The sequence below is a fragment of the Microvirga sp. 3-52 genome (assembly GCF_018383585.1).
Taxonomy (GTDB): domain Bacteria; phylum Pseudomonadota; class Alphaproteobacteria; order Rhizobiales; family Beijerinckiaceae; genus Microvirga.
On the sequence record NZ_JAHAMK010000006.1, the window covers coordinates 70,615 to 92,496 of the forward strand.

At 64.1% G+C, this 21,882-nt stretch carries 21 protein-coding genes and 3 pseudogenes; 15 read left to right on the plus strand and 9 right to left on the minus strand.

Annotation, left to right across the window (positions count from 1 at the left end; all coding sequences use genetic code 11):
• The first annotated feature begins 137 nt into the window (after positions 1-137).
• Complete coding sequence (locus tag KHP60_RS06870) at positions 138-989, plus strand: hypothetical protein (protein ID WP_213562957.1); 852 nt, start codon at positions 138-140, stop codon at positions 987-989.
• Here the strand turns inward: KHP60_RS06870 and KHP60_RS25445 are convergent.
• The 7 genes from KHP60_RS25445 to KHP60_RS06900 all read right to left on the minus strand — a co-directional run bounded on the left by KHP60_RS25445 (position 986) and on the right by KHP60_RS06900 (position 6,817).
• Entirely contained in the window at positions 986-1,117 is a 132-nt protein-coding gene (locus tag KHP60_RS25445) for a hypothetical protein (RefSeq protein ID WP_283770680.1), read from the minus strand. The genes KHP60_RS06870 and KHP60_RS25445 overlap by 4 nt on opposite strands.
• Positions 1,117-2,166, minus strand: a complete 1,050-nt coding sequence (cydB, locus tag KHP60_RS06875) for a cytochrome d ubiquinol oxidase subunit II (RefSeq protein WP_213562959.1) — start codon at positions 2,164-2,166, stop codon at positions 1,117-1,119. The genes KHP60_RS25445 and cydB overlap by 1 nt, the downstream gene beginning before the upstream one ends.
• Before the next feature lie 11 nt (positions 2,167-2,177).
• Complete coding sequence (locus tag KHP60_RS06880) at positions 2,178-3,614, minus strand: cytochrome ubiquinol oxidase subunit I (RefSeq protein WP_213562961.1); 1,437 nt, start codon at positions 3,612-3,614, stop codon at positions 2,178-2,180.
• Between the two features lie 71 nt (positions 3,615-3,685).
• Entirely contained in the window at positions 3,686-4,564 is an 879-nt protein-coding gene (locus tag KHP60_RS06885) for an MBL fold metallo-hydrolase (protein WP_213562963.1), read from the minus strand.
• A gap of 120 nt (positions 4,565-4,684) precedes the next feature.
• The gene (locus KHP60_RS06890) at positions 4,685-5,023 is read right to left on the minus strand and encodes a hypothetical protein (protein ID WP_213562965.1); all 339 of its coding nucleotides are present in this window, start codon (positions 5,021-5,023) and stop codon (positions 4,685-4,687) included.
• Positions 5,024-5,302: 279 nt separating this feature from the next.
• The gene (locus tag KHP60_RS06895) at positions 5,303-6,472 is read right to left on the minus strand and encodes a DNA topoisomerase IB (protein WP_213562966.1); all 1,170 of its coding nucleotides are present in this window, start codon (positions 6,470-6,472) and stop codon (positions 5,303-5,305) included.
• A 27-nt stretch (positions 6,473-6,499) separates the two neighbouring features.
• Positions 6,500-6,817, minus strand: a complete 318-nt coding sequence (locus KHP60_RS06900) for a SemiSWEET family sugar transporter (protein WP_213562968.1) — start codon at positions 6,815-6,817, stop codon at positions 6,500-6,502.
• Between the two features lie 111 nt (positions 6,818-6,928).
• Between KHP60_RS06900 and KHP60_RS06905 the strand changes: the two genes are divergently transcribed.
• The 6 genes from KHP60_RS06905 to KHP60_RS06930 all read left to right on the plus strand — a co-directional run bounded on the left by KHP60_RS06905 (position 6,929) and on the right by KHP60_RS06930 (position 13,554).
• Complete coding sequence (locus KHP60_RS06905) at positions 6,929-8,080, plus strand: glycosyltransferase family 4 protein (protein ID WP_249688582.1); 1,152 nt, start codon at positions 6,929-6,931, stop codon at positions 8,078-8,080.
• Positions 8,081-8,125: 45 nt separating this feature from the next.
• Positions 8,126-8,770: a methyltransferase gene (locus KHP60_RS06910; RefSeq protein WP_213562972.1), complete on the plus strand. Its 645-nt coding sequence runs from the start codon at positions 8,126-8,128 to the stop codon at positions 8,768-8,770.
• A 164-nt stretch (positions 8,771-8,934) separates the two neighbouring features.
• Complete coding sequence (locus KHP60_RS06915) at positions 8,935-9,450, plus strand: Fur family transcriptional regulator (RefSeq protein WP_213562975.1); 516 nt, start codon at positions 8,935-8,937, stop codon at positions 9,448-9,450.
• A 97-nt stretch (positions 9,451-9,547) separates the two neighbouring features.
• On the plus strand, positions 9,548-10,834 hold the full coding sequence (gene ispG / locus KHP60_RS06920; RefSeq protein WP_213562977.1) for a flavodoxin-dependent (E)-4-hydroxy-3-methylbut-2-enyl-diphosphate synthase: 1,287 nt from the start codon (positions 9,548-9,550) through the stop codon (positions 10,832-10,834).
• A 184-nt stretch (positions 10,835-11,018) separates the two neighbouring features.
• Positions 11,019-12,965, plus strand: coding sequence for a potassium transporter Kup (locus KHP60_RS06925; protein ID WP_213562979.1), 1,947 nt, complete (start codon positions 11,019-11,021; stop codon positions 12,963-12,965).
• 43 nt (positions 12,966-13,008) lie between these two features.
• Positions 13,009-13,554 carry a GNAT family N-acetyltransferase gene (locus tag KHP60_RS06930; protein WP_213562981.1) on the plus strand — a complete coding sequence of 182 codons (546 nt, stop codon included), beginning with the start codon at positions 13,009-13,011 and terminating at the stop codon, positions 13,552-13,554.
• Positions 13,555-13,603: 49 nt separating this feature from the next.
• On the opposite strand, the gene KHP60_RS06935 is transcribed toward KHP60_RS06930, so the two are convergent.
• Positions 13,604-14,530, minus strand: a complete 927-nt coding sequence (locus tag KHP60_RS06935) for a polyprenyl synthetase family protein (protein ID WP_213562983.1) — start codon at positions 14,528-14,530, stop codon at positions 13,604-13,606.
• A gap of 103 nt (positions 14,531-14,633) precedes the next feature.
• On the opposite strand from KHP60_RS06935, the gene mtgA reads away from it, so the two are divergent.
• The 3 genes from mtgA (at position 14,634) to KHP60_RS06950 (ending at position 17,534) form a co-directional block, all read left to right on the plus strand.
• The gene (gene mtgA / locus KHP60_RS06940; protein WP_213563349.1) at positions 14,634-15,320 is read left to right on the plus strand and encodes a monofunctional biosynthetic peptidoglycan transglycosylase; all 687 of its coding nucleotides are present in this window, start codon (positions 14,634-14,636) and stop codon (positions 15,318-15,320) included.
• A gap of 152 nt (positions 15,321-15,472) precedes the next feature.
• A complete protein-coding gene (gene rpmF / locus KHP60_RS06945; RefSeq protein ID WP_152712060.1) occupies positions 15,473-15,658 on the plus strand; it encodes a 50S ribosomal protein L32 in 186 nt (61 codons plus the stop codon).
• Positions 15,659-15,896: 238 nt separating this feature from the next.
• Positions 15,897-17,534, plus strand: a complete 1,638-nt coding sequence (locus KHP60_RS06950) for an EAL domain-containing protein (RefSeq protein WP_213562985.1) — start codon at positions 15,897-15,899, stop codon at positions 17,532-17,534.
• Between the two features lie 71 nt (positions 17,535-17,605).
• Here the strand turns inward: KHP60_RS06950 and phaR are convergent, their stop codons facing one another.
• Positions 17,606-18,181, minus strand: coding sequence for a polyhydroxyalkanoate synthesis repressor PhaR (gene phaR, locus KHP60_RS06955; RefSeq protein ID WP_213562987.1), 576 nt, complete (start codon positions 18,179-18,181; stop codon positions 17,606-17,608).
• A 234-nt stretch (positions 18,182-18,415) separates the two neighbouring features.
• Here phaR and KHP60_RS06960 point away from each other — a divergent pair, with 234 nt between their 5' ends.
• The 5 genes and pseudogenes from KHP60_RS06960 to KHP60_RS06980 all read left to right on the plus strand — a co-directional run bounded on the left by KHP60_RS06960 (position 18,416) and on the right by KHP60_RS06980 (position 21,759).
• Positions 18,416-19,594: an acetyl-CoA C-acetyltransferase gene (locus tag KHP60_RS06960; protein ID WP_213562989.1), complete on the plus strand. Its 1,179-nt coding sequence runs from the start codon at positions 18,416-18,418 to the stop codon at positions 19,592-19,594.
• 174 nt (positions 19,595-19,768) lie between these two features.
• Positions 19,769-20,158 (plus strand): annotated as a pseudogene (locus KHP60_RS25635) (SDR family NAD(P)-dependent oxidoreductase); the annotation flags it as partial.
• A gap of 14 nt (positions 20,159-20,172) precedes the next feature.
• Positions 20,173-20,637 (plus strand): annotated as a pseudogene (locus KHP60_RS25640) (SDR family oxidoreductase); the annotation flags it as partial.
• A 139-nt stretch (positions 20,638-20,776) separates the two neighbouring features.
• Positions 20,777-20,926 (plus strand): annotated as a pseudogene (locus KHP60_RS06975) (SDR family oxidoreductase); the annotation flags it as partial.
• Positions 20,927-21,012: 86 nt separating this feature from the next.
• Entirely contained in the window at positions 21,013-21,759 is a 747-nt protein-coding gene (locus KHP60_RS06980) for an SDR family NAD(P)-dependent oxidoreductase (RefSeq protein ID WP_213562991.1), read from the plus strand.
• Positions 21,760-21,882: the final 123 nt, after the last annotated feature.

Below are 21,882 nucleotides of genomic sequence, written 5' to 3' on the forward strand. Positions count from 1 at the left end.
AAAGTTCTAAATATCTGTGCGATTTTACGTTCCTCCCCATTCGGAGAGGGCATGTAACGTAAGCGCTCAACTCTAAAGATAACGCTTTGGTAAATTTTTACGGTTAATGGTCTCTGACCTGGAAATGAGGTCGGAATATGGACATCAACATACCTTCTCGGGATCGCGCCGAAGCGGCGAAACAGATCGCTGAATCGTCCAAAACCGCCGTCCAGATCGACCCGACGGCCAGCGCCGCTCTCGAGGAGGCCATCAAGAGCGCGAGGCCTGGCCTGAAGCCGGCGCCCTCTTCCGAAGTGGCCGCAGATGAGCGCATTGCAACCGGCCGCCGGGCTTTCCCCACCAAGTTCCTGAGCCAAGCCGCCGCGGCCCTGCTCCTCGTCGGGGCCGGCTGGTCCGCCTCCTACATGGGAACACTGGCCAACAAGGATGCCATCCATCGTCTGGAGGCCGAGACGGTCCGCAGCCGGGAGATCCTCGCCCGGCTGAGCACCGACCTTGATGCGCTCCGGGACACGGTGGCGGCGTCCAAGGACATCGAGCACACCGCGTCCACTTCTTCGGCCTCCGAACAGACGAGGCTGACGGAGAAGGTCGAACGCCTTGCGATCTCGCTGCAGGAGCCGGGCAAGAAGTTCTCCGCACTCGAGGGTCGACTCGACCGGATGGAGAGCCAGATCATGACCACCCTGGCCGGGCTGAGCACGAAGCCTGTATCTTCATCCGCCCCTGCAGCGCCTCCCGCGACCGAGGCTGCGACCCGCGCGGAGGCCCCTGTTCCCAAGCCGGTGAAGGGCGAACCTGTGGACGGGTGGGTACTGCGCGAGGTCTATGACGGCGCGGCTCTCGTCGAGAACCGCAACCGCCGCCTCTACGAGGTCATGCCCGGAGGCATTCTTCCCGGAGTGGGCCGCATCGAAGGCATCGAGCGCCGCGGCGCCCGCTGGGTCGTGGTGACCGACAAGGGCTTCATCGGCACCTACCGTTAATGGGGAATGATGCTCCGCAAGCCATAGACGAGCCCCGCGAAGGCCGCGAGGCTCGCAATATACAGGAACACGAACCAGAGCAGGCGTTTCGAGCGCCGTTCCGGCGGGCGACGCGTTTCAGCCTGCATCAGTGATACCCGTAGCCGCCGCCGGAGATCTCGTCGGCCACCTTGCCGCGGAAGACGTAATAGGAATAGGCCGTGTAGGCGAAGGTGATCGGCAGCACGATCGCGAAGCCCACCAGCGCGAAGAGCTGGGAACTGACGGTGTTCGCCGTGTCCCAGATCGTGAGGTTGGGAGGAACGATGTAGGGGAAGAGGCTGACCCCCAGGCCGAGATAGCCGAGCAGGAACAGGGCAATGGTCAGGAAGAACGGGCGGTAATGGCGCCCCTCCTCCAGGTCGCGGAAGAGCCTGTAGGCCACATAGGCCGTGACCAGAGGGATCGGCGCGAGGAAGACGATGTTGGGCCAGGAGAACCAGCGCGTTTCGATCTGCCTTTCCAGGAACGGCACCCACACCGATACGATGGCCATGGCCAGGATGGTGGCCAGGAGAAACCGCACCGCCATGCGGCGCGCCCAGATCTCCAGTTCACCTGTGGTCTTCATCACGCACCAGGTCGCACCGAGCAGCCCATAGCCGAAGATCAGGCTGATGCCGGTGAACACGCTGAACGGGGTCAGGAAATCGAAGGTGCCGCCGGTGAACTGGCGACCATCGGTGGCGAAGCCCTGTACGAAGGTGCCGAGCACCATGCCCTGGAAGAAGGTCGCCAGCAGAGAGCCGAAGAAGAAGGCGTTGTCCCACAAGAACTTCGAGCGCTCCGCCTTGAAGCGGAACTCGAAGGCGACGCCGCGAAAGATGAGGGCCACGAGCATGAAGATGATCGGCAGGTACAGGGCCGGCATCAGCACCGCATAGGCAATGTGGAAGACGGCGAAGAGGCCGCCGCCGCCGAGGATGAGCCATGTCTCGTTGCCGTCCCAGATCGGCGCGACCGAAAACATCATCCGGTCACGCCAGTTGTCGCTGCGGGCCGCCTTGAAAAGAATGCCGACGCCGAGATCGAAACCATCGGCGATCACGTACATGGCAACCGCCACGGCGATCAGCCCGGCCCAGATCAGCGGCAGCCAGAAGGCCAGTCCCTCGTATTCCATTCCGAAGCCGAACATGCTTGGCCCTCCTATTCCGCAGGCTGCGCGCGATGGCCCGGCCGCCCTTCGATCCCCTCATCCGGCACCGAGAACGGACGCTTCGGCTTTTTGCCGAGATCGTCCCCTCGGATATCCTCGATCGGATCGGGCCCGCGCCGCAGGAGCTTGGCGAGATAGTAGGAGCCGAACCCGAACACGAAGGCATAGACGACGATGAAGGTCAGGAGCGATGCGGTCACCGCTCCGGCTGCAACGGGAGACACGGCATCGGCTGTGCGCAGGTGCCCGTAGACCACCCAAGGCTGACGGCCGATCTCGGCGGTGAACCACCCGAAGAGCACGGCGCCGAATCCGGATGGCGTCATGATCATGGCGGCCGTCAGGAACAGCCTGTTGGTGAAGAGCGTGCCCTTCCAGCGCAGATAAAGGCTCCACAACCCGATGCCGAGCATCGCGAAGCCGATGCCGACCATGATGCGGAAGGAGAAGAAGACCGGCCAGACCGGAGGACGCTCGTCCGGAGGAACCTCCTTGAGACCGGGAACGACGCCGTCGAAGGCGTGTGTCAGAACCCAGCTCCCGATCTTCGGAATGGCGATTTCGTAATGGTTCGTCTCCGCCACCTCGTCGGGAATGGCGAAGAGGCGAAGCGGCATGTTCGCCATCCGGTCCCAGTTGCCTTCGATGGCCGCCAGTTTCGTCGGCTGATATTTGAGCACGCCGAGGCCATGCAGGTCGCCGATCACGATCTGAACCGGCACGAAGATGGTCGCGAACCACAGCGCCATGGACATGGAGCGTCGCGAGCCGGCGAGCTTCGCCGCCGGCGCATCATGAGGATGGCGAAGCAGCATCCAGGCGGACATGCCCGCCACCGCGAAGGCCGTCGTCAGGTAGCAGCCCATCACCATATGCGCATAGCGCAAGGGGAAGGACGGATTGAAGACGACCTTGAACCAGTCGACCGGCACCGCCTTGCCGTTCTCGATGGCGAATCCGTCCGGCGTCTGCATCCAGGAATTGGCGGAGAGAATCCAGAAGGCGGAAATCAGCGTGCCCAAGGCCACCATGCAGGTGGCGAAGAAATGCAGGCGGTCGCCGACCCTTTCCCAGCCGAAGAGCATGATGCCGAGGAAGGCCGCCTCCAGAAAGAAGGCGGTGATGACCTCGTAGGCGATGACGGGGCCGAGCACGTTGCCGGTGAATTCGGAGAAGCGCGACCAGTTCGTTCCGAACTGATAGCTCATGACGATGCCGGACACGACGCCCAGTCCGAAGGAGACCGCAAACACCTTCACCCAGAAGCGGAAGAGAGTGCGGTAGAGCGGGTTGCCCGTGCGCAGCCAGTTGAACTCCAGAGCCGCAAGCCAGCTGGCAAGACCGATGGTGAAAGCCGGAAAGATGATGTGGAAGGCGATCGTGAACGCGAACTGGATGCGCGAGAGCATCAGGGCATCGAGGTCCATTTCCGCTTCCCCTCATCGATCTACCTGCCTGCTTTTAGGGCGGCGGCAGGCAGGGACCAGAGGCTGGCGGCTCAATGAGCCCGCAGACTTGGACTATATTCCGCGAAAATCGGCCGCCACCCCGTACTGAGGCGCTGCAGGGCTTCGAGCTCGATCGGGTCATGACTGCAGAAGATCTTGACGTTGCTGCGATCGTCGTTGGCGAGATCCCGCAGCCGCTCCTGATTGTGGAGGCGCAGCGGCCGGTCCTCCTCCATCAACCGCTGATAGGCTCGAAGGCCAGGCGTGGAGGACGGATCTTCATCCATCTCATGCCGATGGAAATAGGCGTCGCCCGCATTGAGAAGCCATCCGTCAGGCGTGTCGATGGCAATGCCGGCATGTCCCATGGTGTGGCCGGGCAGCGGGATCATCAGGATTTCGGGCGGCAAGCCGTCGAGGTCGCGCACCGAGCCGAAGCCGAACCATCGCTCCCCGGTCGGATCGTAGAAGCGCCAGTCCCGCACCTCTTCCCATTGCCGAGGGCTGTAGCGCCGGCGATGGATGAACCCGTGTCTCACCTCGGCCTCCTCGACCTCCGCACGCAGGACATGAACGGTTGCGTCCGGAAAGTCCTCGAGTCCGCCGGCATGATCGAAATCGAGATGGGTCAGCACGATGTGGCGCACGTCGCGAGGCGAGAAGCCGAGGCTCTTCACCTGCTCCAACGCCGTATAGCGATGCTCCAGCCGGATCCGGTTGGTGTGGATGAAGAGCGGACTTATCCGCCCATAGGGATCCTCCACATCCCTGGAGCCGAAGCCAGTATCGACGAGAACGAGGCCGCTGCTGTCCGTCTCGACAAGCAGGCAGTGGCAGATCAATTGCCCGGTCAGGCCACTGCTGACACCATCCCAAAGTTTGCCCCCGACAGGGCACATGCAGCCGCAATTGAGATGATGAATGCGCATGGAAGAGCCTCGCTGAAATGAAGGTGGCGAAGCCCTAACGGGTGAGACAGGGAAAATGTTCGAGCGGCTAAGACGACGTCCCCGTCCCCGGCAGAATGCAGATTTCCCGCCACTTTCCCGTCACTTGCGGCAGGAGAAGGGAGGGAAGGTGCTCGCCGTTCCCGCATTCATGGCGGCGACCACCATCATGTTGGCAAGGTCGAGTTCCTCTGCCGAGCGCGGGCAGACATCGCCTCTGGCCGTGCAGTCCGAGGCCAGGAAAGCCTCATGACGCTCGATGAACTCCTGGCTCAGACCTCCCGTTCCCCGATGAGCGAGTGCATCCGACCATGCTTGCTTATAGCGAGCGCACTTCACCTCGGGCCAGCTTCGAGGCTCGGCGCTCTGCGCGACGCCAGGGGAAGCTGCGCTCGCCATGAGGCAAGGCAGGACGACTGCGATGGCGGCAATACGTTTCAATGGACGGTTCCTCTCACCCGGTCCCGGTTGATGCGGATGCGATGGACCATGGGAGGCGTGACGGGTCAAGCACCTGGATAGACGCTCCTTGTGCGCTCGTCATCATCCCGGACGGCGTAGCCGATCCAGGATCGGCACCCAGGATGACATGCCGCTTGCCGTCATCACCGGCCTCGTGCCGGTGATCCCGAATAGAAAAGCGCGATGCCCCCTATCAACGGGATAGCCTAGACTGATCCCGGATCGCCGGCAGTGTCCCGGAGAACGGCATGGCGGGAGTCAGGCCCGCAGCTCGGGCTGCGCCTTGTCCTGCTTTCTGCCCGATGAGGCACGACGCTTCCTCGGAGGCGTCTTCTCCGCCGGCTTTTCGATTTCTCTGGAGAGGCGCTGCTCCAACAGCGCCAGAACGGCTGCCTCTTCGGGCTTCAGACTGGAGAGATCCTCGCGCAGCTCCGTCTCGATCTCTTCCTTGATTTCCAGAAGCAGGCCTCCGTCGAGATAGGAGGCGAACACTTCCGGATGCACGTAGCATTTGCGGCAGATGGTCGGCGTGTTGCCGAGCCGCCCCGAGACCTTCTCGATCGCAGCCCGGATGTTCTTCTTGGCCTTGGCGTCGCTGTCGAATTCCTCGAACTCGGCAAGCGCCAGGGCCGCCAGCACGGTGCCGGCCCAGGTCCGAAAGTCCTTGGCCGTGATCTCGCTTCCCGTAATCTCCTTCAGGTAGGCGTTCACATCGGCCGAGGTGATCGATTGCTGCTCGCCATTCTCGTCGAGATATTGAAACAGATCCTGCCCCGGCAGGTCCTGGCAGGCCTTCACGATCTTGGCGACGCGCCGATCCTTGACCTGCAGGCGCCAGGTCTTGCCGCTCTTGCCCTTGAACTGGAAGCGCAGCTCGCCGCCTTCCACCTTCACATGCGGATCGCGCAGGGTGGTGAGGCCATAGCTCTTGTTCTGCTTGACGTAATCGGAATTGCCGACGCGGATGAGCGTATTTTCGAGCAGATGCACCACCGTCGCCAGCACCTTTTCACGCGGCAGCCCGCGAAGACTCATGTGCTCGTCGATGGTCTTGCGGATCGCCGGCAGGCCCTTGGCGAATTCGAGCATGTGCTCGTATTTCGTACTCTCGCGAACCTCTCGGAAGGCCGGATGATAGCGATACTGCTTGCGGCCCTTGGCATCGCGGCCCGTCGCCTGGATGTGGCCGTTGGCCTTGGCGCAGATCCACACATCCGTATAGGCGGGCGGGATCGCGAGGGACTTGATGCGCTCGAGGGTCGACCCGTCCTCGACCGTCTTGCCGTCCGGTCTCGTGTAGGTGAAGCCCTTACCGGATTTCCTGCGCCGGATGCCGGGCTCCTCGTCGGAGACGTAGAGCAGTCCCGCCGTCTCGGCGGCGTCGCGAGGGTCGACGACATTCTCAGAGGTGACGTTCGATTCCGCCATGGGAAGCCTTGTTTGAAGAGCAAGACGTCAACCGGACCGCGCCAGTCCGGGTTCCCTGTGCGACATCACCGCCGAAGATTTGCGCCGGTCGTTGCGGATCTTGAGGACCAGGATGGTGGCGCTCAGGATCAGGCTCAGAACGTTGAAGACCATCATGGGCCAGCTGCCGATCAGGAATCCGTAGGCGGACCAGAGGACGAAAGCCGTCACCGTGACCATGTACATGTGCTTCGAGATGGCTCTCGTGTCCCGCTCCCGCCAAGCCTTGACCACCTGGGGAACGAAGCTCGAAGTCGAGAGGATGCCCGCAATCGTCGCCAGGACGCTTGGCAGCCAATCCGGCATGTCTGTTGTCTCCTGTGTTTCAAGATGACGGCAACGGGCGTTGATCGAGGGAGTTCCCATTTGCCCTCTGCGGAGGTTAGAAGGGCACAACCGTTTCACCCGGATCATCCCTTGTCTTCCTTGTCCCTGCCTGACGTCCAAGGCCGCAAGCTCGTTTTCGTCATCACCGAAGACTGGTTCTTCGCCTCCCATTTCCTGCCCATGGCCAGGGCCGCGCGCGAGCTCGGTCTCGCGGTCACGGTCGTGACCCGGGTGCGCTCGCATCGGGAAGCGATCGAGGCCACGGGCGCCAAGGTGATCCCGCTCGAGGCCGAGCGGCGCAGCCTGAACCCCATGGCGGCGGGCTATGCCGCCGGGCAGCTGGCCGCGATCCTCAAGTCCGAGAAGGCCGATCTCGTCCATTGCATCGCTCTCAAGGGGATCCTGGTCGGGGGCTTCGCGGCCGCCATGGCGGGCGTCGGGCGCCGGGTCTATGCGCTGACCGGCTCCGGCTTCCTGGGGGCTCGTACGGACATGGTCGCGCGCCTCTCGCAGCGCGCCGTGCGCCTGCTCGTGCGAGGCCTGGAGACCCGCCAGACCCGCTATGTCTTCGAGAACACGGACGATCCCAAGCTCCTCGGCCTCGATCCCACGAGCGCCCGGGTCACCATACTCGGCGGAGCCGGCATCGATCCGGACCTCCTCAAACCCGCCCCCCTGCCGCACCAGCCGCCGCTGAAGGTGGCCGTTGTCGCGCGCATGCTCTGGTCCAAGGGCATCGACGTGGCGGTGGAGGCGGTCCGGATCGCCGGAGCCCGAGGCGCTGCCATCGAGCTGTCTCTCTATGGCGCCCCCGATCCCTCGAACCCGAAGGCGATTCCGGAAGAGACCCTGAAGGTCTGGAGCACCGAATCCGGGATCTCCTGGCATGGACCGACCCGGGACGTTGCCGCCGTGTGGCGCGCGCATCACGTCGCCTGCCTGCCTTCGCGCGGTGGCGAAGGCCTGCCGCGGACGCTTTTGGAAGCCGCTGCCTGCGGCCGCGCCATGGTCACGACGGACGTTCCCGGCTGCCGCACCCTGGTGCGGGATGGCATCGAGGGGCGTCTCGTTCCTGCCAGCGACGCGGCAAGCCTGGCCGAAGCGCTCGTCGCCTTGTCCCACCGGCCGGATGAAGTGGCCCGCATGGGCGAAGCCGCCCGCGCCCGCGTTCTCGACGGGTTTACGGAACGGGATGTGATCGAGAGCGTCAAAGAGCTTTATCGCTCTATGCTGGCCCCATGATCCCCTTGGCCCATGATCCCCTTGGCCCATGATCCCCTTGGCCCCATGATCCCAGATCCCGTCGCCTTCATCCGATCCGAGACCCGGCTTCGCCCCGTACCCCATGCGCCGGAGATTTCCCTGCATGTGGCCGACGAAGCGACGGAGCTCTGGCAGAAGACCGAGGAGGAACTGGGCGAGATCGGTCTGCCGCCTCCCTTCTGGGCCTTCGCCTGGGCGGGCGGTCAGGCGCTCGCCCGCTACATTCTCGATCATCCGGAAACCGTGCGCGGGCGGCGCGTGCTGGACTTCGCCTCGGGCTCCGGCCTCGTAGCCATCGCGGCCATGAAGGCCGGCGCCGCCGAGGCGACCGCCTGTGACATCGATTCTTTCGCCGTCGCGGCCATGGACCTCAACGCCAAGGCCAATGGCGTTTCGATCAGTCCGCTTCAGGCCGACATCGTCGGGCAGGATCAGGGCTGGGATACGGTGCTGGCGGGCGATATCTGCTACGAGCGCGATCTGGCGGACCGGGTCGTCGCCTGGTTGTTCGGCCTGAGCCGGAGAGGTGCCACGGTCCTGATCGGCGACCCGGGCCGCAGCTATCTTCCCAAGGACCGGCTGGAGAACCTTGCCGCCTACGAGGTGCCGGTGACCCGGACGCTCGAGGATTCGGACATCAAGAGGTCCAGCGTCTGGCGCTTCCTTTAGCCGCGAGCCCGGATTCTGCGCAAATCTGCATCGACCTCTTGCAAATTTCCCACTTCAAAATCGAAGCGTTATAACCTATACAGATGAAGTGGATTCGCGCCGAGTATGCCGGTGGCGGAGACGATGGGGGCTGAAAACTCTAGCGATTGAACAAGGGTGATCCGATGGCTCATACATCGTCTCTTCAACATAGGCTTCCCCATGACGGCGCTTCGACCCGCACTCTCCGGGCTTCCGAGAAGACGGAACAGACCGTTGCCCGATCGGAGGCTCTCTGCCGGGACAGAGGGGTGCGGCTGACCCCCATCCGCCGCCGCGTGCTCGAAGTGCTCCACGGATTCGACAAGCCGCTCGGCGCCTACGATCTGGTGGATCTGCTCAGTTCGCAAGGACGGCGCATGGCGCCGATCACCATTTATCGCGCCTTGGAGTTCCTCATCGACCAGGGTCTGGTGCATCGGCTCGCGAGCCGGAACGCCTATATCACCAGTTCCGGCACCCCCCATGACCGCAGGGCGACAACCTTTCTGATCTGCGAAGGATGCGGGGATGTGAATGAAATCACGTCCCCGGACGTGGCCGATACCGTGCTCAAGGTCCTGCAGGAGCAGGGTTACCAGCCCCGCACGAAGATTCTGGAGATCACGGGACGCTGCGCCCGTTGCCAGGACGTTCACTGAGGCCGGCCGGCCGGTTCCATTAAGCCGCGCTTGACGAAGAGGGCTTTTGGCATCAGCTAAACGACGGCAGCTTTGATCTGCCGTCGTGGATTGCAGCATGTCGTTCCTTTCGTCCCCTGAGACCGCTCTCGCCCCAGAGAGCCTCGCCGGCCCCGCTCCGCGCCATCGCACCGTGGGCGTGCGCGTCGGGTCCGTCATGGTCGGCGGCGGCGCGCCGATCGTGGTCCAATCGATGACCAACACGGACACGGCGGATGTGGACGCGACGGTGAAGCAGGTCGCGGCGCTCGCCCGCGCGGGCTCCGAGATCGTGCGCATCACCGTCGACCGCGACGAGGCCGCCGCCGCCGTACCCAAGATCCGCGAGCGGCTCGACAGGCTCGGCGTGACCGTACCCCTCGTCGGCGACTTCCACTATATCGGCCATCAGCTTCTCGCCGATCACCCGGCCTGCGCCGAGGCGCTCGCCAAGTACCGCATCAATCCCGGCAATGTGGGCTTCAAGGAAAAGAAGGACCGGCAGTTCGGGGCCATCGTCGAGCAGGCGATCCGCCACGGCAAGGCCGTCCGGATCGGGGCCAACTGGGGCTCGCTCGACCAGGAGCTTCTGACCCACCTGATGAACGAGAACGCCACCTCGGCGAATCCCCGCGACATGCGCTGGGTCACGCGCGAGGCCATGATCCAATCGGCCCTGCTCTCCGCCGCCCGCGCCGAGGAGATCGGATTGGGTCGCGACCGGATCATCCTCTCGGCAAAGGTCTCTGCAGTGCAGGACCTGATCGCCGTCTACCAGGATCTCGCCCGCCGTTCTGACTATGCCATCCATCTCGGCCTCACCGAGGCGGGCATGGGCACGAAGGGCATCGTGGCCTCGTCCGCCGCCATGGGTATCCTGCTCCAGCAGGGCATCGGTGATACGATCCGCTATTCCCTGACCCCGGAGCCCGGCGGTGACCGGACCGTTGAGGTCAAGACGGCCCAGGAACTGCTCCAGACCATGGGCTTTCGCACTTTCGTGCCGCTTGTCGCCGCCTGCCCCGGCTGCGGACGCACCACCTCCTCCGTCTTCCAGGAATTGGCGCGGGACATCCAGAACTGGATCTCCACCTCCATGCCGGAGTGGCGCCGGACCTACCCGGGCGTCGAGAACCTGAACGTGGCCGTGATGGGCTGCATCGTGAACGGGCCCGGTGAATCGAAGCATGCGAATATCGGCATCTCACTGCCTGGAACCGGTGAGCAGCCGGCGGCTCCGGTGTTCATCGACGGCCGCAAGGCCATGACCTTGCGCGGTCCGACGCTTGCTCAGGATTTTCAGAAGATCGTCCTTGAATATATCGAGAAGAACTACGGCCAGCTCGGACGCGATGCCGCCGAATGAGGCAACAAGCGTGGCCATGGAACCTCCTGCGAAATTCCGTTTTAAGCCAAGGCGCGATGTGTTAGAGAGCCGCCGCGCCGGCAATGACGGCCGCTGCGCTCTTTGGAGAAGGGGCCGCCCTTCGTCGACTGCAGGGTAATTCAACAAAGGCCGTCCGCGGGCACGTCCGCAAAGAAAAGCACACATGGCAGAACAGCACGCCGTTGCCTCGGGACATGCAGATTCCGCAGCCCCTGAGGCCACCTTACCGGACAGCCATTTCAAGGCGAAATTCTGGACCCTGACCCTTGGCGCCATCGGCGTCGTCTATGGCGATATCGGCACCAGCCCACTCTATGCCATGCGGGAAACGGTGATGGCCGCCACAGGCGGTCACCATGGGACTCCCGTTCCCCTGACCCGTGAACTGGTGATCAGCATCCTGTCGCTCCTGCTCTGGGCGCTGATCCTCACCGTGTCCGTCAAATACGTGTTTCTGCTGCTGCGGGCCGACAACAAGGGCGAAGGCGGCTCGCTGACTCTGGTCGCACTGGCGCAGCGCGCCCTCGGGCGGCGTAGCCTCCCGGTGCTCATGATGGGCATGGCGGGCGCGGCCCTCTTCTATGGCGATGCCGCCATCACGCCGGCCATCTCCGTGCTCTCGGCCCTGGAAGGTCTGAAGCTCGTCGCGCCTTCCTTCGAGGCCTATGTGCTGCCGGGCGCCCTGGCGATCCTGATCGGCCTTTTCGCTGTGCAGAGCCGCGGCACCGGCAAGGTCGCGGCCTTCTTCGGCCCGCTCACGCTCCTGTGGTTCATCACCATGGCGGGCCTCGGCCTCCTCCATATCGCCGATGATTGGGAGGTTCTGCTCGCGTTCAACCCCTATTACGGCGTTTCCTTCCTGGTCACGCATCCGGGAACGGCCTTCGCGATCCTCGGCAGCGTCTGCCTGGCCGTGACGGGCGCCGAGGCCCTCTATGCGGACCTCGGCCATTTCGGCCGCAACCCGATTCGCGTAGCCTGGGGCACCGTGGTCTTTCCGGCTCTCGCCCTGAACTATCTCGGGCAGGGTGCCCTCGTTCTGTCGAATCCCGAGTCCATCACCAACCCCTTCTTCCTTTTGGCTCCGCCCTGGCTGCTCCTGCCCCTCGTGATCCTCGCCACCTTGGCGACCATCGTGGCCAGTCAGGCGGTGATCACCGGCGCCTATTCCCTGACCCGGCAGGCGGTGCAGCTCGGGATCCTGCCGCGCCTTGAAGTCCGCTTCACCTCGGAAACGCATCAAGGGCAGATCTATCTGCCCCGCGTGAACTGGCTGCTGCTGGCGGCTGTGGTCAGCCTGGTGCTGCTCTTCGGCTCATCCAGCAGCCTGGCCAGCGCCTACGGCATCGCGGTCTTCGGCACCATGGTCGTCACGACCCTGCTCGCCTGCCTGGTCATGAGCCGGAGCTGGGGTTGGGGGCCGCTGAAAACCGGACTCATCATGATTCCGCTGCTGCTGATCGACCTCACCTTCCTGTCCTCGAACCTGGTGAAGCTTCTCGACGGTGGCTATGTCCCGCTGGTGATCGCCGGCGTTTTCTTCGTGCTCATGTGGACCTGGGTGAAGGGAACCAGGATCCTGTTCGAGAAGACCCGCAAGATCGACGTGCCCTTCCTCGAGCTGGTGCAGATGCTGGAGAAGAGCCCTCCGCACCGGGTGAAGGGCACCGCCGTCTTCCTGACGAGCGATCCGGACACGGCACCGGCGGCCCTCCTGCACAACCTCAAGCACAACAAGGTGCTGCACGAGAAGAACGTGATCCTGACCGTCAACAGCGAGGACGTCCCCCGCGTGGAGGACGAGGACCGCGTCGCCATCGAGCACGTGGGCGATTCGTTCTGGCGCATCCGCCTGAGCTACGGCTACATGGAAACGCCCAACATTCCGCGTGGCCTCGCGATCCTGCGCAAGCAGGGCTTCAAGTTCGACATCATGGCGACGTCGTTCTTCCTGTCGCGCCGCTCGATCCGTCCCGCCAGCCAATCGGGCATGCCGCTCTGGCAGGACAAGCTGTTCATCGGCCTGGCGAAATCCGCGAGCGACGCCACGGACTTCTTCCAGATCCCGACCGGACGCGTGGTGGAGGTCGGCACCCAGGTGACCGTGTAAGCCTGTTGCTCTTCGCCTGACTCGATGTCAGTTTTGGAGATCCATGACTGACATCACCCTCATCCGCCCGAGCCTGGATTGGCTTCCCTTCTACGCCCGCGCCCTCGAACAGGGCTGGTCGCCCAACACGGACCAGGATGTCAGCCGCGAGCAGCTCCTGCAGCTCCGGCGCGACCCTAAGCGCTTTCTCCACGACCTCTACAACAGCCCCATGGTCCGGCTGCCGGACGGCCGCGAGGTGCCGCGTCTGCCCGCGCACGATTTCTGGATCAGCGACGGCGAGTTCTGCGGGCGCATCGGCTTTCGCTTCCAAAGGGGGACGGAAGATCTGCCGGTCCTCATCTACGGGCATATCGGTTACACCATCGTGCCCTGGAAGCAGCGTCGCGGCTACGCCACGCAGGCGCTCCGCATGATCCTGCCGGTCTGTCGCTCGGAGGGCTTCTCACGGGTGCTGATCACCTGCGACGACGACAACGAGGCTTCGCGCAAGGTGATCCTCGCCAATGGCGGCGAGCCCGCGGGCTCTCTTCCGCACAACCGACGCCCCGGTCATGTCAAGCTGACGTTCTGGGTCCCGACGGCTTGAGCCAAAACCGCATGGGGCGGTGGCGCCGACGAGGCTGAACGCGCGGGATTCAAACCTGCCGCTCCACAACGAAGCGCACGGCCTCGCGCAGGGTTTGCGCCCGCGGCCCGAAGCCGTCGAGAGCGGCTTGCGCCTGTTCGACGAGCTGCCGGCACTCGCGGCGGGCGCCGTCCATTCCGAGCAGGTCGACCAGGGTGGCCTTGCCCTTCTCCTGGTCCTTGCCCGTGCGCTTGCCGAGCGCCTCTGCGGACGCCTCCCGGTCGAGGATGTCGTCCGCCACCTGGAAGGCTGCGCCGAGCGAACGTCCGTATTCGACCAGCGTCCGGCGTGCCGCGGCATCGGCCTCTCCCAAAATGGCCCCCGCCTCGACCGAGAAGGTGAGGATCGCGCCGGTCTTCATCATCTGGAGCAGCCGCACATCGGCTTCGCCTATGTGGGCGGCCCCGTAACGCCCCTCCGCCGTCAGGTCGAGCAGTTGCCCCCCGACCATGCCGCCGAGGCCCGAGGCGCGGGCAAGGCCGAGAACGAGATCGGACCGGATGGCAGGATCGGACGCGGTCGCCGGATCGGCGAGAACCTCGAAGGCGAGCGTCTGGAGCGCGTCTCCTGCGAGGATGGCCGTGGCCTCGTCATAGGCCTTGTGCACGGTGGGGCGCCCCCGGCGCAGGTCGTCGTCATCCATGGACGGCAGATCGTCATGGACCAGGGAATAGCAATGCAGGAGTTCGACGGCGCAGCCTGTCCGCAGGGGCCCCTGCCCCTCCACGCCGAAGAGGCGCGCTGCCTCGATGGCCAGGAATGGACGCAGGCGCTTGCCTCCCCCTAGGGCGGCATGACGCATGGCGGCCATGAGGCGCGGCGGCCGGGCAATCTCGCCGGGAGCGGCTTTGTCTGATAGCAAGGCTTCGAGACTTGTTTCGATAACCTTCGCGGCGTCAGAGAGCCGCGTCGTGAAAGTGCTGGTGGATGGCGTCATGACGAGCCTGAATACGGATGGGGCCGCCGCTCCGCCCGAGGGGAGCGCTGATGAGCGATTGAAGTCGAGATGGACGCTGCGGACGGGACGGCCGCGGGCGCCGATGACGGCGGCCCGCTTTCTCCGCCGCCTCGTTCAGATCGGCTTCGGTCTCATCCTCTTATGGGTCGGCGCGGTCTTTTGGCTAGGCCTTTTGTATTGGGCTGTGCCGCCGGTCTCCACCCTGATGCTCGGCCGCTGGCTCACCCTGCAGCCCGTGGAGAGGGACTTCGTCAGGCTCGACGAGATTTCGTCCAACCTGCCGCTCGCCGTGATGACCGCCGAGGACAGCCGCTTCTGCGAGCACAACGGCGTCGACTGGGATGCCCTCTGGGATGTGGTGGAGGCCGCCGACGACGACGGGCCGTCCCGCGGAGCCTCGACCATCCCCATGCAGGTGGCAAAGAACCTCTTCCTGTGGCCGAGCCGCTCCTATGTCCGCAAGGGCCTCGAGATCCCGGTGGCGCTCTATCTCGACCTGATCTGGTCGAAGCGCCAGATGATGGAGGTCTATCTCAACGTCGCCGAATGGGGCGAAGGGATCTTCGGGGCCGAGGCGGCCGCCCGGAAGTATTTCCGCAAGTCGGCCAGGAATTTGACGCGACAGGAGGCAGCCCTTCTGGCGCGGGCCCTGCCCAACCCCCTGGTCCGCAATCCGGCTCGCCCGCGCCCCGGCCACCGGGCGCTTGCGGGACAGCTGCAGGTCCGCATGGAAAGAGCGGCCCCCTTCAGCGACTGCCTGAGGTCCTAAGCCCCTCCCTGCGGCAATGAAAATCCCTCAGATTGCGTCAAAGGGCTAGATATTTGCCCGAAGACCTTGTATGAGGCGCAACCTCATCAAGATTGAGATGTGAGCGTTCCCCGGTTAAGCGGGCGCTCCGCTATTTTAACCGGAGACGAGATATGGCCGTTCCAAAAAGAAAAACGTCGCCTTCGCGGCGCGGAATGCGTCGCTCCGCCGATGCCTTGAAGGCCCCGACCTACATCGAGGACAAGGATTCCGGCGAGCTGCGCCGTCCTCACCATGTTGACCTGAAGACCGGCATGTACCGTGGCCGTCAGGTTCTGAAGGTGAAGACCGACGCGTGATCCTACGCGGCATGCGATGATCCGAACCGGCGCCTCGAGCGCCGGTTTTTTTATGCCCCAGAGCACCGGACCCACTTTTCCGCACGATGCGCCCCAAACGCTCTGATTTACCAGGACTTTTTACCCTTCATTAAGCCTGAAGGCCGATCCTGCATCCCTTGGTTTTCAGGGGTTTCGGTCAGGCTTGCGAAGAGTGCCTCCAGCCGCCCCAATCCGTGCGTATTCGATGGTGAGTGTGATGGCGACGAAGCGGCAGGGCCGGACGGGACTTTTCACGGGCATATCCCGGTCGCCGCGCCAACGCGAAGCCTCGTCGGCGTCCCGCTCCCCCGTTGCAGGGGTCATCTATTCCTGGGACATGGTGTCCGACACCCTGGCCTGGGGCCCCGGTGCAGCCGATGCACTCGGTCTTCCGTCGAAAGATCTGCCCAAGACCGGCCAAGCCTTCTCGTACCTCGTCGAGCCCGGCTGCGGTCTGTCCCGCCAGGATGCCATCGGGACAGCGGAGGGTTCGGGCCGCTCCTACGAGACCCGGTACGCCCTGCGGTTCGAACCGGACCGGGTCGTGATGGTCGAGGATGCGGGCCGCTGGCAGCCGAATGTTCAGGGACGCCCGGCCTTTGCCCGCGGTCAGCTGCGTCTCGACCCGGTCTCGGGCGCAAGGGATCTGCTGCCCGCGATGCTGAAACAGCGCTCGGAGCTTCTGTGCAGCATCCAGAACGGCATCAATGAGGCTCTGAGGGTACCTCAAACCTGCACGCTGATCGTCGGCGCGCTCGACGACGGAGAGGCCGACGCCATGGCGGCGATCGCCCGTAGGCTGCGCCCGATGATGCGCCGCCACGATCTCTTCACCGCTCTCGGGCCTCACCGCTTTGCCCTGACCCTGACCTGCTGCCCGGCCACGGATGCTCCAAGCGCCATGAAGCGGCTCATCGGGCTCATGAAGGATCACCCGGCTGCAGCCTCTCTTCACCTGGGAGCGGCCTGCGCGCCGGATCACACCTTCAAGGCCACCAAGCTCCTTCGCTTCGCCGAGCAGGCCCTGGCCTCGGGTCTTGAGCGTGGGGAGGCCTGCAAGCTTTACGACGCACGCCCCAAGGCCCCATCGCCGTCTGCCGAGCAGGCACCGTTCGATTGGGTCGCCGCCCTCAACAGCCGCAGCCTGACCCTCGCCTGCAAGCCGATACTGGAAGCTCACAGCCGCACCCCTGCCCTGGTGCAGGCCTGTGCCTCGCTCTCGCGCTCCGACGGCAGCCCGATCCCTCTCGGCCCGGTGCCGAGGCTGAAGGAGGCGAACCTCGCTCTTCTCGTGGACGGACGCATGCTGGAACTAGCGGCCGATCATCTGAAAGATCATCCCGGCGCACGCCTGGCGCTGCCGGTCTCAACCAGAACCCTGCAGGATGCCGAATGGCTGCCCATGCTGGCGGCCCATCTCGGCGCGCGTCCCGGCATCGAGTCGCGGCTCGTCATCGAGGTCCCCGAGGCTGCCCTGGCCGAGTGCCGGAAGATCCTGGGCCGTCTCCATGCCATGAAGGCCTTAGGCGTCGGGCTTTCCCTCACGGGCTTCGGAGCAGGCCATGTTTCGCCGGGCCAGTTGCGGATGCTGCCCGTCGACCTTCTCAAGATCGACGGCGTCTTCATCCAGCCGCTCAAGCGCTCGACCGACGACCGGCTCACCGTCAGAACCCTGATCGACAGGGCCCAGCACCTTGGCATCGCCACAGTCGCGGAATGGGTGGACGACGAGGCCACCGCCCGCCTGCTGACAGCCTGGGGCGTGGATTATCTTCAGGGCGGATTGTTCGGCGAGCCTGAAGCCGTGCTGCAGTCGTCGACCCTGCATCGGTTGGTGAAGAAGGCGCGCGGCTAGCACATCGTGCGGAAAGTGGATCCGGTATTCCGAGAAGGACGATACGCTGACGATCCGGACTCCCTGCGGAGCTACTTGCTCGCCAGCTTGTCGAGCTTGGCCTGCATGGCGGCCATCTGCTGTTTCAGGCTGTCGAGATCGTTCGTCTCGTCCCCCTTCACAGCTGGCTTCGCGTCGGGCGCGCCCGGGCCCGATTGCGGGAAGGGCGAGAACATTCGCATGGCCTCGGTAAAAAAGCCCATGTTCTTGCGCACCTGCTCCTCCATGGCCTGGAAGGCTCCTGGACCGAAGGCCTGCGCCATCTGGTCCCGGAGCTTCTGCTGCTCCTGGGACAGGTTGTTCATGGAGAATTCCAGATAGCTCGGCACCAGGGCCTGCATGCTGTCGCCGTAGAAGCGGATCAATTGACGGAGCACGGTGACGGGGAGGAGATTCGGCCCCTCCTTGTTTTCCTGCTCGAAGATGATCTGTGCCAGGACCGAGCGGGTGATCTCCTCGCCCGACTTCGCGTCATAGACCACGAAATCCTCACCCTTGCGCACCATGCCGGCCAGATCTTCCAGCGTCACGTAGGTGGAAGTGCCGGTGTGATAGAGGCGGCGGTTGGCATATTTCTTGATGACCGTCGGTTGCTTGTCCGTCGCCATAATGCCCGATACGCTCCCAGGAAATCCACCATGCCGGCATCCCTCATCCCGGTCCGTCGGGATGCCAGCCGTTAATGATTATAAGTCTTATGCCGAACGATCAAAGCGCCAAAAGTCTAAGGCGTCTCGGGGCAGGGTTGCACGATGCGATCCTTGACATCCCGGCCTCTGGGGATTTGATCGGGTCAGCCCTACATTCATTCCAACGTCAAATCATCAGCACAGGAGAGAGGCATGGCCCGAGACAGCATCGTCATCGTCGGCGCGGCACGTACCCCCGTCGGCTCGTTCAACGGGGCCTTCGCCAACACGCCAGCCCATGAGCTGGGCGCGATCGCCATCAAGGCGGCTCTCGAGCGCGCCAAGGTCGACGGCTCGGAAGTGGACGAGGTGATCCTGGGCCAGATCCTCACCGCGGCCCAAGGCCAGAACCCGGCCCGCCAGGCCGCCATGGCCGCGGGCGTGCCGCAGGAAAAGACCGCCTGGGGCCTCAATCAGCTCTGCGGCTCGGGCCTGCGCACGGTCGCCATCGGCATGCAGCAGATCGCCAACGGCGATGCCAGCATCATCGTGGCGGGCGGCCAGGAATCCATGTCGCTCGCCCCGCACGCGGCGTATATGCGCTCCGGCACCAAGATGGGCGACTTCAAGCTCATGGACACCATGCTCAAGGACGGCCTGATGGATGCTTTCAACGGCTACCACATGGGCAATACCGCCGAGAACGTGGCCCAGCGCTGGCAGCTCACCCGCGAGGAGCAGGACCAGTTCGCGACCGCCTCGCAGAACAAGGCCGAGGCCGCCCAGAAGGAAGGCCGCTTCAAGGACGAGATCACGCCTGTGACGATCGCGTCCCGCAAGGGCGACATCGTGGTGGATCAGGACGAGTACATCCGCCCCGGCACCACCGTCGAGGCGCTCGCCAAGCTGCGCCCCGCCTTCTCGAAGGAGGGCACGGTCACCGCCGGCAACGCCTCGGGCATCAATGACGGCGCTGCCGCCATCGTGCTGATGACGGAAGCCGAGGCCGAGAAGCGCGGTCTGACCCCGCTCGCCCGCATCGCCTCCTGGGCGACCGCCGGTGTCGACCCGGCCATCATGGGCACGGGTCCGATCCCGTCCTCGCGCAAAGCGCTGGAAAAGGCCGGCTGGAAAGTGTCCGATCTCGACCTCGTCGAGGCCAACGAGGCCTTCGCGGCCCAGGCGCTCGCGGTCAACAAGGACATGGGCTGGGATCCGTCCATCGTGAACGTGAACGGCGGCGCCATCGCCATCGGCCATCCCATCGGCGCATCGGGCGGACGGGTGCTCGTGACCCTGTTGCACGAGATGGGCCGTCGGAACGCCAAGAAGGGTCTTGCCACTCTCTGCATCGGCGGCGGCATGGGCGTCGCCATGTGCCTCGAGCGCTGAAAGCCGCCGGGAGCCCTAAAAACTTGAAGAGGCGCCAGGAAATTCCGGCGCCTCGCCCTTCCCCGCTCTGCCAAATATCCTAAGCTATGTTGTGAGGCGGTCCGAATCCGAACGTCTCACAATGAATGGATCCTTTAGAGATCCACACGGAAACGGTGTTGGGAAGGAAACAGCATGGCACGCGTCGCATTGGTTACGGGCGGCACCCGCGGCATCGGTGCCGCGATCTCAAAAGGCTTGAAGGACGCAGGCTACAAGGTTGCCGCGAATTACGGCGGCAATGACGAAGCCGCCAATCAGTTCAAGGCAGAGACCGGCATCCCGGTCTTCAAGTTCGATGTTTCCGATGCGGCATCCAGCGAGAGCGGCATTCGAGCGGTCGAAGCCGAGCTGGGCCCGGTCGACATCCTGGTCAACAACGCGGGCATCACCCGTGACGGCATGTTCCACAAGATGACCTACGATCAATGGTCGGCCGTCATCCGCACCAATCTCGATTCCATGTTCACCTGCACGCGCCCCGTGATCGAGGGCATGCGCGAGCGCGGCTTCGGGCGCATCGTCATCATCTCCTCCANGACGGCATGTTCCACAAGATGACCTACGATCAATGGTCGGCCGTCATCCGCACCAATCTCGATTCCATGTTCACCTGCACGCGCCCCGTGATCGAGGGCATGCGCGAGCGCGGCTTCGGGCGCATCGTCATCATCTCCTCCATCAACGGCCAGAAGGGCCAGATGGGACAGGCGAACTATTCCGCTGCGAAAGCGGGCGTGGTCGGCTTTGCCAAGGCCCTGGCGCAGGAGAACGCCAACAAGGGCGTCACCGTCAACGTGATCGCGCCGGGCTACATTGCCACCGAAATGGTGAAGGCGGTTCCCGAGGAGGTTCTGAAATCCAAGATCCTGCCGCTGATCCCCGTCGGCCGTCTCGGAGAAGCCGAGGAGATCGCCCGCAGCGTGCTCTTCCTGACCGCCGATGAGGCCGGCTTCGTCACCGGCTCGACCCTGTCCGTCAACGGCGGCCAGTACATGGCATAGAATAAAGCACCGAGCTTGCTGTCATCAGGCCCAAAATGAGGTCTGGGATCAGCTTATTCCTCAGGCCAGTCGCAGGCGCCGTGCATTGGCTTGCACGCGCTTTCGGTAATCCTCTACGATCGTATGGGCCGACCCTCNTCTGAAATCCAAGATCCTGCCGCTGATCCCCGTCGGCCGTCTCGGAGAAGCCGAGGAGATCGCCCGCAGCGTGCTCTTCCTGACCGCCGATGAGGCCGGCTTCGTCACCGGCTCGACCCTGTCCGTCAACGGCGGCCAGTACATGGCCTGACGCGGAGTCATCGTCCCGGACGCGGGTCTACGCTGCGCTCCGGGACCGAAGCCCTGCATCCTGCCTGCGACACGGAGAACCTAGGCATGAACCGCATCGACATGGCGGGCAAAACCGTCGTGATTACCGGTGGAGCCCGTGGAATCGGCTATGCGATCGGCGAGCGCCTCGTGCAATCGGGCGCGAGGGTTGCCATCTGGGACCTTCGCCTCGAAGAATCCGAAGCGAGCGCCGCTGCGCTCTCGAAGGATTGCATCGGGCTGAGCGTCGACGTATCGGACGACCTGTCGGTCGAACATGCCACCCAGCAGACCCGCGGCGCCTTCGGGCGCATCGACGGATTGGTGAACGGAGCCGGAATCACCGGCCCGGTCAAGCCACTGGCCGAGTACTCCGTCGACGAGTGGCGCAGTGTCGTCGAGGTCAACCTGACGGGCACCTTCAACTGCTGCCGGTCCATCGTGCCGATCATGCAGGAGAACGACTACGGCCGCATCGTCAACATCTCGTCGGTCGCCGGCAAGGAGGGCAATCCGAATCTCGCCGCCTACAGCGCCGCGAAGGCCGGCATCATCGGGCTCACCAAGTCCTTAGGAAAAGAGCTGGCCAAGACCGGGATCGCGGTGAACTGCATCACGCCGACCACCGCCAAGACGAAGATCCTCGATTCCCTCACGCCGGACTTCATCGAGTACATGCGGGTGCGCATCCCGAGAGACCGGTTCGCGGAACTGCACGAGATTGCCGCCATGGTGGTCTGGATGCTCTCCGAAGAGAACTCCTTCACAACGGCTGCCACGTTCGATCTCAGCGGCGGGCGTACGACGTATTGAGGCGTTTCACACCCTCATTCTGACACTGGCTGGAGATTTACTCTCCGTCGTCACCGGCCTTGTGCCGGTGATCTCGACCCGAAAGGCTTGACGCTTCACAGCATCGGGATGGCCGGGACAGGC